Origin of the sequence: Rhizobium phaseoli (genome assembly GCF_001664385.1) — a bacterium.
GTDB classification, from domain to species: Bacteria; Pseudomonadota; Alphaproteobacteria; order Rhizobiales; family Rhizobiaceae; genus Rhizobium; species Rhizobium phaseoli.
This window is the reverse complement of sequence record NZ_CP013532.1, coordinates 449,839-462,841: the sequence shown is the minus strand read 5'-3', so window position 1 is coordinate 462,841 and position 13,003 is coordinate 449,839. Positions and strand designations below refer to the sequence as shown.

General features: G+C 62.1%; 11 protein-coding genes. 3 read left to right on the top strand and 8 right to left on the bottom strand.

Translation table 11 applies throughout. From position 1 onward, the window contains the following. Positions 1–77: 77 nt before the first annotated feature. The gene (locus AMC88_RS02230) at positions 78–1,574 is read right to left on the bottom strand and encodes a globin-coupled sensor protein (protein ID WP_064824752.1); all 1,497 of its coding nucleotides are present in this window, start codon (positions 1,572–1,574) and stop codon (positions 78–80) included. A 203-nt stretch (positions 1,575–1,777) separates the two neighbouring features. Between AMC88_RS02230 and AMC88_RS02225 the strand changes: the two genes are divergently transcribed. From AMC88_RS02225 to AMC88_RS02215, 3 genes are all read left to right on the top strand, one after another. Continuing rightward, complete coding sequence (locus tag AMC88_RS02225; protein WP_064824751.1) at positions 1,778–3,001, top strand: DNA recombination protein RmuC; 1,224 nt, start codon at positions 1,778–1,780, stop codon at positions 2,999–3,001. Positions 3,002–3,086: 85 nt separating this feature from the next. Continuing rightward, entirely contained in the window at positions 3,087–3,986 is a 900-nt protein-coding gene (locus tag AMC88_RS02220; protein WP_064824750.1) for a ribokinase, read from the top strand. Positions 3,987–4,279: 293 nt separating this feature from the next. Then, complete coding sequence (locus AMC88_RS02215) at positions 4,280–6,619, top strand: methyl-accepting chemotaxis protein (RefSeq protein ID WP_064824749.1); 2,340 nt, start codon at positions 4,280–4,282, stop codon at positions 6,617–6,619. Positions 6,620–6,696: 77 nt separating this feature from the next. Here the strand turns inward: AMC88_RS02215 and ptsN are convergent, their stop codons facing one another. The 7 genes from ptsN to lptC all read right to left on the bottom strand — a co-directional run bounded on the left by ptsN (position 6,697) and on the right by lptC (position 12,995). Continuing rightward, on the bottom strand, positions 6,697–7,161 hold the full coding sequence (gene ptsN / locus AMC88_RS02210; protein ID WP_003570770.1) for a PTS IIA-like nitrogen regulatory protein PtsN: 465 nt from the start codon (positions 7,159–7,161) through the stop codon (positions 6,697–6,699). 74 nt (positions 7,162–7,235) lie between these two features. Further along, a complete protein-coding gene (gene hpf / locus AMC88_RS02205; protein ID WP_004674094.1) occupies positions 7,236–7,811 on the bottom strand; it encodes a ribosome hibernation-promoting factor, HPF/YfiA family in 576 nt (191 codons plus the stop codon). A 292-nt stretch (positions 7,812–8,103) separates the two neighbouring features. Beyond that, positions 8,104–9,015, bottom strand: coding sequence for a DMT family transporter (locus AMC88_RS02200; RefSeq protein ID WP_064825792.1), 912 nt, complete (start codon positions 9,013–9,015; stop codon positions 8,104–8,106). Positions 9,016–9,105: 90 nt separating this feature from the next. Continuing rightward, a complete protein-coding gene (gene rpoN, locus AMC88_RS02195) occupies positions 9,106–10,665 on the bottom strand; it encodes an RNA polymerase factor sigma-54 (RefSeq protein ID WP_064824748.1) in 1,560 nt (519 codons plus the stop codon). Between the two features lie 204 nt (positions 10,666–10,869). Next, positions 10,870–11,646: an LPS export ABC transporter ATP-binding protein gene (gene lptB / locus AMC88_RS02190; RefSeq protein WP_003570776.1), complete on the bottom strand. Its 777-nt coding sequence runs from the start codon at positions 11,644–11,646 to the stop codon at positions 10,870–10,872. A 41-nt stretch (positions 11,647–11,687) separates the two neighbouring features. Further along, entirely contained in the window at positions 11,688–12,314 is a 627-nt protein-coding gene (locus AMC88_RS02185; protein ID WP_064829855.1) for an LptA/OstA family protein, read from the bottom strand. A gap of 15 nt (positions 12,315–12,329) precedes the next feature. Next, entirely contained in the window at positions 12,330–12,995 is a 666-nt protein-coding gene (gene lptC / locus AMC88_RS02180; RefSeq protein WP_004671665.1) for an LPS export ABC transporter periplasmic protein LptC, read from the bottom strand. Positions 12,996–13,003 lie beyond the last annotated feature (8 nt).

Sequence of the window (13,003 nt, the reverse complement as noted above, 5' to 3'; positions counted from 1 at the left end):
TTTCCCACTATGGAATTATCCGGCAGGCGGGGAAGACGCTTTTTTGCATCCCCGCCCGGAATTTTGCCATATTTGCCTCACGCCGCCCGGCGGGTGGCGGCGACGGGACGGCCCTCCGGCCGGGCGCGGAAGCGCCGCAGCAGCTCGATCAGCTTCTCCACCTCATCGGTGAGGCGGCGGGTTTCCGCCGAGGTGTGTTCGACCATGCCGGAATTCTGCTGGGTGATTTCGCCCATGCTGCGGATCGCGACGCTGACCTCATTGACGCCGGTGGCCTGGTCGCGGGCGGCAGCGGCGATATCGGCGACGAAGCGGTTGATGATATCGATGCGGCTGATCATGTCGTTCAGCGCCTCGCCGGTGCTGGAGACGATGCCCACACCCTCGTTGACCTGGGTCGAGCTCTGCGAGATCAGGTTCTTGATCTCTTTGGCGGCTTCGGCCGTGCGCTGGGCGAGCTGGCGGACTTCCTGGGCGACGACGGCAAAGCCCTTGCCGGCATCGCCGGCACGCGCCGCTTCGACGCCGGCGTTCAGCGCCAAGAGATTGGTCTGGAAGGCGATCTCGTCGATGACGCCGATGATCTTGGAAATTTCGGTCGAGGATTTTTCGATGCCGGCCATCGCCGAGACGGCGCTGGTGACGAGTTCACCGGAATTCTTCGCCTTCTGCTGCGTCTCACGCACGGCGTCGGACGCCTTTTCGGCGTTGGCGGCGGTCTGACCGACGCTGACGGAAAGCTGCTGCAGGGCCGCCGAGCTCTCCTCGACGCCGGCCGCCTGCTGTGCGGTGCGCAGCGCCAGGTCGTTGGTCGCGTTGGAAATGACGTCGGCGCCGCTCATGATCTGGCCCGACGTGTCGCGCACGGATGCGAAGGATTGGCGAAGGGCGCTGACGGCGCGGTTGTAATCCTCGGCCATCTGCCTGAAATCACCCGGTAGATCGGAGGGCAGAGTGGCTTCGAGGTCGCCATTCGACAGTGCTTCCAGGCCGCGGCGCAGCTGCTCCAGCGCGATGGCCTGGTCGGATTGCGCCTTGGCGCGCTCCTCTTCCAGCGCACGGCGCTTGGCTTCCAGCGTCTCGAGATAGACCGAGATGGAATAATCCATGTCGAGCATGGCTGATTTGATGACGGCGGACAGCTTCTCGGCCAGTTGCCTGCCCTGCTGGCGCGCGAAGACCGAAGGCCACTGCTTCTCCATAATACCCTTGACGAGCTCGGACATGACGAGGGCATAGCCGCCGATATACCAGCGCGGCTCCAGCCCGATGCGGGCATGGGTGCGGCCGACCGCCGTTACGCCATCGACATAGCTTTCGTCGAAGCTACCACCTGCAAGATTGGCCCAATGATCCTGCTGCCGCTTCTTGGCATGAGCGACCTGACTCTTGTCCGTGAAAAAGCTCGAGACAGCGGGAGTCCTGGCAATCTTGGCGTAGAATTTATCGAGGGCGCCGCCGACCAGCTCTGATATAACCGGGCGAAGGTCCCGCATCGACTTGCGCGCCGCCTCATCCAGTTCGATGAAATCGAGACGCTGTTTCAGCGCACTGTCGGTCTGCTGGGATGTCATTGAGATCTCTGTCTTTGGCGCAACGGCGCGGGAGGGAATTCTGCGCCACAGATTTTGGCGAATATGGTTGAGCAATCGTTAATCCGGCTGCGATTTTCTGCGTTGACCAGCAAGGCCCGGCGGGCATCGCAGGATATTGAGGATTGCCGACTTCGTTCACGTTTTGATCTATATATTGCCGCATCTTCTGTTATGGTTGCGCCATGACCGTCGCTTCCGAATCGCTTTCAGCTTCCGTCGCCTCGATCAGCCCGGCCATGCTGGCGCTGGCCGGCGGCGTTCTTGCAGCCCTCATCCTGCTGGTGATCGTGCTTTTCCTGCGTGCGGCCGGCCTTCGCCGCGAACAGGCGGAGGAGGCGGATCTGCGCGCCAGGGAAAGTGCGATGCGCATGGCCGAGCTTCTGAAGATCCAGGCGGAGATGCAGGGCCGGATCACGGCGATGGCCGAGGTCTTCGGCGCGCGGCAGAGCGAACTCAATCAGGCGATCAACCAACGACTCGACGGCATGTCGCAGCGCATGAGCTCGACGATCACCGAACAGACCAAATCGACGCATGAAAACCTGCAGCGGCTGCAGGAGCGGCTGGCGGTGATCGACGCGGCGCAGAACAATATCCAGACGCTCGCCAAGGACGTGGTCGGGCTGCAGGCGATACTTTCCAACAAGCAGACGCGCGGCGCCTTCGGCCAGTCGCGGATGGAGACGATCGTCGCCGACGGCCTGCCGATGGGCGCCTACGCCTTCCAGCAGACGCTGTCGAACGGCTCGCGGCCGGACTGCACGATCCGTATGCCGAACGGCGCGCCGCCGCTCGTCATCGACGCGAAATTCCCGCTCGAAGCCTGGAACGCCATCCGCGACGCCGGCAGCCCCGAGGCCGCCAAGCTCGCCGGCCAGCAGTTCCGCCGCGACATGGAGATCCATATCCGCGATATTGCCGAGAAATATCTGATCCAGGGTGAAACCCAGGATACCGCCTTTCTCTTCGTGCCGTCCGAATCGATCTTTGCCGAGCTCCACGAAAATTTCGAGCCGGTGGTGCAGAAGGCGCACCGGGCGCGCATCGTCATCGTCTCGCCGTCGCTGCTGATGCTGTCGATCCAGGTCATCCAGGCCGTGCTGAAGGACCAGCGCATGCGGGCGCAGGCGCATGTGATCCAGGGCGAGGTGGCGCTGCTGATGGACGATCTCGGCCGTCTCGACGAGCGGGTGCGCAAGCTGCAGGGCCATTTCGCCATGGCGCAGAAGGATATCGACATGGTCGTCACATCGGCCGACAAGCTCACTAGGCGCGGCGCCAAGATCGAAGCGCTGGAATTCGAGGCCGGCGGCGATGTGAGGCCCGCCCGTGACGAGGAGACCCCGGCCAAATCGGTGGAAAGCCGCACCGGTCTTCTCAAGCTTCGGGTGGTTGACGAGGAGTGACCGCTTCGGGCAGTGTCTGCCCCGCATTTCAGATAAGAGTTGGAGCATGCCGTCGCCCGCATGTTCCAAAGGACGGGACATCCTCATGATCACAGTTTTCGGGTCCATCAACATGGATCTCATCGCCACGACGGACCGCCTGCCGAAGCCCGGCGAGACGGTGGCCGGCAATGGCTTCACCACGGCCGCCGGCGGCAAGGGCGCCAATCAGGCGCTGGCAGCCCGCCGCGCTGGCCGCTATGTGCATATGGCCGGCGCCGTCGGCAAGGATGGTTTTGCCGCCGATGCGCTCGCCCTGCTCGATGATGCCGGAACCGACCTCTCCCTCGTCAAACATGTCGACGGTCCCACCGGCACGGCGCTGATCCTGGTCGGCGGCGATGGCGAGAACATGATCGCCGTGGTGCCCGGCGCCAACGGCCTGGTGACGGCTGCCGATGCCGAGACGGCGGTCGGCAAGATGAGTGAAGGCGACATTCTGATGCTGCAGCTCGAAGTGCCTGTTGACGCCGTCGAGCGCGCGCTCTCGGCTGCCCGCGTCAGGGGCGTCACCAGCATCCTCAACCTGGCGCCGCTTACTCCCGATGCGCGGCGTCTCGGGCGCCTGGCCGATATCGTCATTGCCAATGAGACCGAGTTCGAGCGGCTCGCCGGGCAGGATGGCATGGACGCCGAAGCGCGCGAGGCGGCCCTTCACCGCCTGCATCAGGAGACCGGCCAGACGCTGATCGTCACGCTCGGCGGCGATGGTGTCATCGCCATCCGCGACGGCGTCATTTCCCGGGCGCAAGGCCTGAAAATCGAACCTGTCGATACTGTCGGTGCGGGCGATACCTTCTGCGGTTACTTTACCGCCAGCCTCGACGAAGGCCTCGATTTTGCCTCGGCGCTGCGTCGCGCGGCCGTCGCCGGCTCGCTCGCATGCCTCAAGGCGGGGGCGCAGCCTTCGATCCCGTTAAGCCAGGACGTCGCGGACAGAATGTAGATTCTGTCTCTTTGCGAAGCCGCCGAATAAACCCTTTAGTTTTGAGGGGATTTCTGCGGTTTTCCTTGTCTTGACCATTCGAGTTTCATTCAAATTTAAGGTATTTCCGGCGATCTTCCTCGTGGTCGCCGGCGCCCTTCGTTCTTGCAGCCGGCCGCCAATTCAAAGTGCTGCAGCGTCCCGTGGCGTCTTGAAAGACGCGCGCCGCTGCAGGCGGCTGCTCCATGACGGGGCGATGCCTTCGCTCCTGCGCCGGAGAATGCCCGTTCGGCGTATCCTTGCCCGAGGACCCCATGTTTATTTTTCGCATGAAATCGCTTGCGGCGAAACTTCTCGTCATCACCGGCATCGCCATCGCGCTTGTTCTCATCGTCTCGAACTTTTTCCTCATCGGCCAGACGCGCGATCGCGTCCAGACGCTGACGATGGATCAGGCCAATCTCGAGGCAAAATCGATCGCCAATGAAATCGCCGCCAATGTTGGCGAACTCGCCAGTGCCGCACGCACCATGTCGGGCGTGATCGGCCGCGGCCATGAGGGCAAATCGCTCGACCGCAAGGGCATGATCAATGTGCTGAAAGCCAATCTCGAGCAAAACGCCTTCGCCTTCGGCAGCTGGTTCTGCGAGCAGCTTGGCGCGCTCGACGGCAAGACCACCGAGATCGCCAACAATAATGACGAAGGCACGAACAAGAACGGCGCCTTCACGCCCTACTGGTCGAAGACCAAGGATGGCGGCGTCCAGTACTCGACCTTCGACAATGATTATACCGCCGAATGGTGGAAGCTCGCCGCCGACAGCGGCAAGGGCGCGATCACCACGCCGTACCTTGCCGAGGGAACCGATGTCCCGACGCTCTTGACCTCGATCGCCTATCCCGTCACGGCGGGCGGCAAGATGATCGGTCTCGCCGGCGTCGACATTTCGCTGAAGTCGCTCACCGACAAGCTGCAGGCGCTGCATCCTTTCGGCTCCGGCCGCGTGACGCTGCTGTCGCAGGCCGGCAACTGGATCGTCGCGCCGATCCCTGACCTGATGACCAAGCAATATGACGGCCAAGGCGCCGACGTCGTCAAGGCGGCGCTGTCGAACAAGGAGCCCGGCCTCGTCAGGAACCTGACCTATGACGGCCTCGATCCCTTCGATCGCGTCGTCTATCCCTTCGCCGTTCCCGGCGTCAACGCCACCTGGGTCGTCCTCGTCGATGTCCCGCACACCGCGATCAATGCCCCGGTCAAAGACCAGACCTACATGATGATCATCAACGGCCTGATCGTGCTCGGCGCGGTCATGCTGGCGCTCTATTTCGCCGTCCGTTCGCTGGTGCAGCGGCCGCTCGGCGGGCTCGTCGCCAGCGTCAAGGCGCTGAGCGACGGCCACTATGAGCAGCCGGTCGCGGCTCAGGATCGGAGCGACGAGGTTGGTTCGGTCGCCAAGGCGCTTGAAGGCTTCCGCTTTGCGCTCGCCGATACCAGGCGGCTCGAAGACGAGGCTGCCAGAGAGCGGCAGGCGGCGGAGGCGGAGCGCGGCCGGTCGGAATCGGAACGCCAGGAATCGGTGTCGCTGCAGCGTCGTATCGTCTCGATCGTCGGTGCGGGCCTTTCCGAGCTGTCGCGCGGCAATCTCGGCCACCGCATCACCGACGACTTCCCCGGCGAATACGGCAAGCTGAAGCAGGATTTCAATGCGGCGCTTGCAAGCCTTGAAGAAACCATCAACACCATGACCCTCAGCGTCGCCAATATCGGCTCTGGCACCGGCGAGATCAGCAACAGCGCCTCCGACCTTGCCAAGCGCACCGAACAGCAGGCGGCAAGCCTGGAGGAGACGGCGGCGGCACTCAACGAGCTCACCGCGCAGGTCGATTCCAGCGCCGATAATGCCCGGACCGCGGCCGACAACGTCAGCCTCGCCTGCCAGGATGCCGAAAGATCCGGCGAAGTGGTGCAGAAGGCGATCGCCTCGATGCAGGGGATCGAACAGTCTTCGACGGAGGTGTCGCGGATCATCGGCGTCATCGACGAGATCGCCTTCCAGACCAATCTGCTGGCGCTGAATGCTGGTGTCGAAGCGGCCCGCGCCGGTGAGGCCGGCAAGGGTTTTGCCGTCGTCGCCCAGGAAGTGCGTGAGCTCGCCCAGCGCTCGGCCAATGCCGCCAAGGAGATCAAGACGCTGATCAACACCTCGGCCGTACAGGTCAAGGAAGGCGTCGATCTTGTCGGGCGTGCCGGCGGCACGCTGCACAAGATTGCCGAACAGGTGATGGGCATCAACGACCTCATCCGGCAGATCTCGGCCTCGGCGAGCGAGCAGGCCGTCGGCCTCAAGGAGATCAACCAGGCCATGAACCAGATGGACCAGGTGACGCAGCAGAATGCGGCGATGGTTGAGGAAGCGACCGCCGCCAGCGTAGCGCTCAACGACGAGGCACAGACGCTGAAGGCACTCGCCACCCGCTTCCGGGTCTCCGGCTCGGGCAACGCCGCTCAGCTCAACGCCGTCGCCCAGCAGATGCGGGCGCCGGCTGCCTCGGCCGCTTCGCCTCGGACCACTACCCCGACAGCCCGCCGGCCGGCCGCGTCGTCGCACGGCTCGGCCGCCGTGGCGCAGGACAGCTGGGAAGAGTTCTGATCGTTCCCTTCCGTCGCATAACAAAAAAGGCGCCTGCGAAATCAGGCGCCTTTAGTCTAGTCAGGAATAGCAGCGGTTCAGGCCGCGTTCGAGGTCTGTTCTTCGTTGAGGAAGGCGTAGATCGCCGAGGCGGAATCGGTGGCGCGCAGCTTTGCCACGAGATCGTGATCACGCAGGACGCGGGCGATGCGCGACAGCGCCTTGAGATGATCGGCGCCCGCACCTTCCGGCGCCAGCAGCAGGAAGACGAGATCGACCGGCTGGTCGTCCAGCGCTTCGAAATCGACCGGCTGCTCCAGCCGGGCGAAGATGCCGACGATCGAATGAATGTTCACCAGCTTGCCGTGGGGAATGGCGATACCGTTGCCGACGCCCGTCGAGCCCAGGCGTTCGCGCTGCAGGATGACGTCGAAGATCTCCCGTTCGGAGAGCCCGGTGATCCTTGCGGCTCGTGCCGCTAATTCCTGAAGCAACTGTTTCTTGGAATTTACTCTGAGGGCGGGAATGATCGCATCCTGATGGAGCAAATCTGCCAATGCCATTTCTTTTTCCTTCTGTCGCCGGGATCAGATGATGCGGGGGAGCGGCGGCGATACCGCCGCTCACCGCCCTGATCTCAGCCTTTGATATTGGCCGAATCGATCCAGCCAATATTGCCGTCGTGGCGACGGTAAACAATGTTCAGATGTTCCTTGCCGGGGCTGCGGAACAGGAGAAGCGGCTCGTCGGTCATGTCGAGCGCCATCACGGCGGTGGCGACTGACATGGTCTTCAGCTGCTTCGTGCTTTCAGCGACGATAGCCGGGGCGAAATCGTCGGGAATTTCATCCTCGTGATCAGGAACGGAGTCCATGACCGTGTAGGAGACTTCTGCAAAACCATTCAGGTGGTTTCCGGCATGATGGTCCTTCAGCTTGCGCTTGTAGCGGCGCAGACGCTTCTCGATGCGCTCTGAAGCGGCGTCGAAGGCAAGCTGCGGATCGGTTGCTTCGCCGGCGGCATGCAGCACCACCCCGCTGTCGAGATGAAGCTTGCAGTCTGCCGAGAAACGAGAACTCGCTTTGACCACGGTCACCTGTCCGGAATACCCCCCGTCGAAGTATTTCGTGATGGCCATACCAATTTGGTCCTCGATCTTTTGACGGAACGATTCACCAATTTCCATATGTTTCCCGGATACACGCACACTCATGGAGTTTCCCTTCTTATGGTCGTTTGCGGGTATCAGTTTACGCCAAGCCTCAGGTTCATCCAAGCACTTCGCGCAATCTCAAGCAAGATCGGCGTGGGCCTGCGGGTCCTCGGTACCCTTGGGATGATGGGGATAACTTCAAAAAGCGCTCACGGCGTCGATTGCGGCGGGCTTCTAGCCAGAGCTTGCCGAAAAGTCAATAGGACGAAAAATCGGTATCGGACATGCCCGCATAAGCTGCAACAATCTTCCCGCCGAAAAAGGCCTTTCAGCGAATACCCGCGTCATCACTTCACGCGCTTCGCGCTTGCGTTGTGCGCCTGGCCGGGATCGTCATGGCGATGACGCCGAGAATGACGCAGATCAGTCCGATCCAGGCGGTCGGGCTCAGCCGTTCGCCGAGGAAGACGATGCCGATCGCAACACCGATCGGCACACGGAGATAGGCTTGCGAGGTGGTTCCGACCGAACCCAGCGTCTGGACGAGGCGGAAATAGATCGCAAAGGCAAGCGCCGTCGAAAAGGCGGAAAGTGCAAGCAGCGCCAGCATCGATTCGGCCGAGGGATCAAGCGTCCACGGATGTTCGACAAGGAGGCTCACCGGCATCAGAATGACTGCGCCCGAGATCAGCGAACCGGCGGCCGGCACGGCAGGATCGAGGCCTTTGAAGTTCTTGCTGAAAATCGCGGCACCTGCATAACAGATAGTCGCCAGGATGATGGCGAGTTGCGCTATCAGGCTTTCGCCAAGACCGCCGAGCGCTTCGACGCCGATGACGAGGCAGATGCCGGCAAGGCCGGCCACGACGCCAAAGAGCTTCCGCAGGGTCGCCGGCTCGTGGCGGGTCATGACCACGGTCAGCAGAAAGGTGAAGATCGGCGTCGCCGAATTCAGGATCACCGCCAGCCCGGCATCGACCGATTGCTCCGCCCAGGCGATCAGCGTGAAAGGAATGACACTGTTCAGGCAGGCCTGAACGAAGAAGCGTCGCCATATCGCCGGGTCGCGCGGCAGGCGCACGCGTCGATGGCGAAGCACGGCGAGCAGAATGCCGCCGGCGATCAGCGTGCGCGCAGCGATCAAGGTCACCGGCGGGATCGTTTCGACGCCGATCTTGATAAAGGTGTAGGAAGAGCCCCAGAGGGTCGCCAGCACGAGAAGCAGGACAAGTTCTCTGGCAGGCTTCGGATTTTGCGGCGTCATCATCGGCACTTCGATCTTCGTTCAAGACACCGGAGAAATAGCGGAATATTCGAAGCGGATGCTTCGGTTACGGTCGAAGCGTTCCAGCCGTCAGAAGCCCGCGACCTTGGCGAGCGCCCGCTTCTCGCGGCGGCGCTGGACCGAGGAGGCGATGTTCATCGCTTCCCGGTATTTCGCCACCGTGCGGCGGGCGAGATCGATGCCGCCTTTTTTCAGCATGTCGACGATGTCGTCATCGGAGAGCACCGCATCCGGGCTCTCCTGCATGATGAGCGCCCGGATCTTGTGGCGCACGGCCTCGGCCGAATGGCTGTCGCCGCCTTCGACGGCGCTGATCGACACGGTGAAGAAATATTTGAGCTCGAAGAGGCCGCGCGGCGTCAGCATGTATTTGTTCGAAGTGACGCGGCTGACGGTGGATTCGTGCATCTTGATCGCCTCGGCCACTGTCTTCAGGTTCAGCGGCCGCAGGTGGTCGACGCCGTTGAGCAGGAAGGCGTCCTGTTGGCGGACGATCTCACTTGCCACCTTCATGATGGTCTTTGCCCGCTGATCGAGGCTGCGCGTCAGCCAGTTGGCGCTCTGCAGGCACTCGGAAAGGAAGGCATGATCCTCGCCGTTCCCTCTCACGCGCGCAAAATAAGACTGGTTGACCAGCACGCGCGGCAGCGTATCCGGATTGAGCTCGACCAGCCAGCCGCCGTCTGCCGACGGCCTGACGATGACATCGGGCATGATCGCTTCGGAAACACCCGCCTCGAAACCGCTGCCGGGCTTCGGATTGAGCTGGCGGATCTCACCGAGCATGTCGAGAAGGTCTTCCTCGTCGACACCGCAGAGCCGCTTCAGCGTTGCGAAATCGCGCCGGGCCAGCAGTTCGAGATTGGCGACCAGCGCCTGCATGGCAGGGTCGTAGCGGTCCTTCTGCCTCAGCTGGATCGCCAGGCATTCGGCGAGGCTGCGAGCGAAAACACCCGGCGGATCGAGCGTCTGGAGGGCGGCGAGCACGTGTTCGACCTGTTCGAGGCTCGTGCCGAGCCGCTCGCCGGTCTCGACGAGATCGGTCTGGAGATAGCCGGCATCATCGAGCTGATCGACGAAATTCTGCGCAATCAGCCGGTCGGTCATGTCAGGCAGGACAAAGGGGATCTGCTGAGCGAGATGGTCGCGCAGCGACAGCTGGCCGGCGACGAAATCGTCGAGATCGTAATCGGCGCCCTCGGCGCTGCCGGGCATCGACTTCCACTGGCCGACAAGCTCCGGCGCATCGAGGCGCTGCGGGCCACCATCATCGGGAAAGACATTGGTATAATTGGCGTCGAGCTCGTCGTTCAGCCGGCCGGTGCTCTCGCTGCCGCCATTGTCGTACCAGTCGCTGGAGAGCGCCTCGGCACGATTATCGGCGCCGTCGTCCGAGCCCGCGTCTTCCGACGGCTGACCGAACGGCTCGTCCTCGCCGGCACCCCGTTCGTCGCCCGCTTCGCCGTCATTCGACGGGAATTCGAGCAGCGGGTTCTTTTCCACTTCCTGGGCGATGAACTGGTTAAGCTCGAAATGCGTCATCTGCAGCAACTGGATGGATTGCATCAGTTGCGGGGTCATCACCAGGGACTGGCTCTGGCGCAGGAAAAGATTGGCGGACAGTGCCATGACGGACGCGAAACTCCCCTCAATTCCTCCGGGAAACCGCGTCCAGTTACGCTTCAGGCCACGGAAACGAAGTTGGCCCAAAAATTGCTTTTTTATCTCATTTGGTCAAGCGGAACTACGCGGCAAGGTGAATTTCCGCGCCGGCGAGAGCATGACGGATTCCGATTTCAGGCCGATTTGGCCTGAAATCAGCCTGATCCAGCATCAGAGGCTGAAATTGTCGCCGAGATAGAGCCGGCGCACTTCCGGATTGTTGACGATATCATTGGCCCGGCCATGGGTCAGCACTTCGCCGGCATGAATGATATAGGCGCGGTCGATGAGACCGAGGGTCTCGCGCACATTATGGTCGGTGATGAGAACACCGATGCCGCGCGCCGTCAAATGGTGGACGAGGTTCTGGATGTCGGCGACCGAGATCGGGTCGACACCGGCAAAGGGCTCGTCGAGCAGCATGAAGGTCGGGTCGGTCGCCAGCGCACGGGCGATTTCGAGACGGCGGCGCTCGCCGCCGGAAAGAGCGACGGCGGCGCTCTTCCTGAGCTTCTGGATATGAAATTCCTCCAGCAGCTCGTTCAGCTTCTGCTCGCGCTCGGCCTTGTCCTTGACATGCACTTCGAGGACGGCGCGGATATTTTCTTCCACCGTCAGCCCACGAAAGATCGAGGCTTCCTGCGGCAGATAGCCGACGCCGAGGCGCGAGCGGCGGTACATCGGCATGGTCGTGACGTCGTTGCCGTCGATTTCGATCGTGCCTTCATCCACCGGCACAAGGCCGGTGATCATGTAGAAACAGGTCGTCTTGCCCGCACCGTTCGGACCGAGCAGGCCGACGGCCTCGCCACGGCGCACCACCAGCGAAACGCCGTTGACGACGCGACGCGTCGCATAGGTCTTCGTCAGACCGCGGGCGATCAGCGTTCCCTGATAGCGGCTTTTGTCGGCGGCACCCGCAGCTTGTGGCTCGGGCTGGCCGAACATGGTGGATAGCGATGATAATTTCACGTGGGAGGCCGGCTTTTTCAGTTCTGCTTCTGCTGCTGCGCGTTCGGCTGCGATTTCGGATCGAGCTGAATCTGGACACGCCCGCCGCAGCTTTCAAGCTCAGCCTGACCGGTTTGCATGTGAACGGTCAGTTTGCAGCCGGTAAAGACGTTCGGCCCATCCGACAGAATAACCTTATTGCCCTGATCCGCCGTCAGGGTGAATGTCTGCGAAGCCATGTCGAACTTGCCGTCATCGGCGGTCGCCGTCTGCGTGCCCGAGGTCAGCAGAACCTTGTCGGTCACCAGGATCTTGTCGATATCGGCACTCCCCGATGCGAGCGAGGCAGACTTTTCCGGCTGGGCGCCATCGGCGGCCGGCTTTGCCGCCTTGTCCTTGTAATAGACGGTCATCTTGCCGGACTGCATCGTCGTCGTCCCCTGGACGACCTTGACCTTGCCGGTGAAGAGGGCGATGTGTTCCTGATCGTGAATCTCGAGCTTGTCGCTTTCGATCTGAATCGGCTGATCGTTGGAAAGTTTCATGCCGGACATTGTGGTCGCCTGCTGCGCGGCGGCCCCCGAGACCGTCAGGATAAGGGCAAATGCGCCGGCAATGAATGCTACGCCCGTCTTGCAAGCTGAAATGCGACAATCTTTTGTCATGGATGACCCGGCTGGTTAGGTGCCCTGTTTATGGATGGTGGATGGATCGACATTCATGCGAACATTCCCCTCGAATGTGATCACCCGCCCCTTATCTGTTATCTCAAGCGTCTTCGCAACAATGGAGGCATTGTCCTTGGTGATGGTGACGGGGTCGTCGCTGCGCATGTTGCCGCCCTTGATGTCGAGCCGGGCAGACTGGAATTGCGCGTTGAGGCCGCTGCTCAGCACCAGGGTGAAGGGAGCCGTCATATGCAGATTGTCGGTGGCGCGATTGTAATCGGCGGTCGAGGCGACGACGCGGGCGATCAGGCCGTCATTCATCGGCACGGCCGCCTTGATGGTCTCGAGCGTGATCAGATCGGGATTGCGGATATCTTGCAACGCCCGTTCGGCGAGCATCGAATAGTTGATGCCATCGGAATTGCGGCCCGCGATCGCCGGCTTTTCCATCACGACCTTGCCGTTCTCGATCTTGGCACCTTCGAACTTGACGTTTTCGGGCAGGTAGATGCTGACCAACGCCACCGCCGTGAGGCCAGCGGCGACGATGAGGGCGGCCACCGGCAGCAGGATCTTCAGCCGCCGCACGCGGGCGGAATGGAACAACGCATCGCCATAGGCGCTCCTGCCGGAGCCCACATAAGCGGCATTTCCGTTGTTCTTCAGGGTATCGAGCATAGGTCTCG

Bases quoted from the DNA above. Each gene is read 5' to 3' on its own strand.
- AMC88_RS02230 (WP_064824752.1), bottom strand. From the start codon at position 1,574: ATGACATCCCAGCAGACCGACAGTGCGCTGAAACAGCGTCTCGATTTC.
- AMC88_RS02225 (WP_064824751.1), top strand. From the start codon at position 1,778: ATGACCGTCGCTTCCGAATCGCTTTCAGCTTCCGTCGCCTCGATCAGC.
- AMC88_RS02220 (WP_064824750.1), top strand. From the start codon at position 3,087: ATGATCACAGTTTTCGGGTCCATCAACATGGATCTCATCGCCACGACG.
- AMC88_RS02215 (WP_064824749.1), top strand. From the start codon at position 4,280: ATGTTTATTTTTCGCATGAAATCGCTTGCGGCGAAACTTCTCGTCATC.
- ptsN (WP_003570770.1), bottom strand. From the start codon at position 7,161: ATGGCATTGGCAGATTTGCTCCATCAGGATGCGATCATTCCCGCCCTC.
- hpf (WP_004674094.1), bottom strand. From the start codon at position 7,811: ATGAGTGTGCGTGTATCCGGGAAACATATGGAAATTGGTGAATCGTTC.
- AMC88_RS02200 (WP_064825792.1), bottom strand. From the start codon at position 9,015: ATGACGCCGCAAAATCCGAAGCCTGCCAGAGAACTTGTCCTGCTTCTC.
- rpoN (WP_064824748.1), bottom strand. From the start codon at position 10,665: ATGGCACTGTCCGCCAATCTTTTCCTGCGCCAGAGCCAGTCCCTGGTG.
- lptB (WP_003570776.1), bottom strand. From the start codon at position 11,646: ATGTTCGGCCAGCCCGAGCCACAAGCTGCGGGTGCCGCCGACAAAAGC.
- AMC88_RS02185 (WP_064829855.1), bottom strand. From the start codon at position 12,314: ATGACAAAAGATTGTCGCATTTCAGCTTGCAAGACGGGCGTAGCATTC.
- lptC (WP_004671665.1), bottom strand. From the start codon at position 12,995: ATGCTCGATACCCTGAAGAACAACGGAAATGCCGCTTATGTGGGCTCC.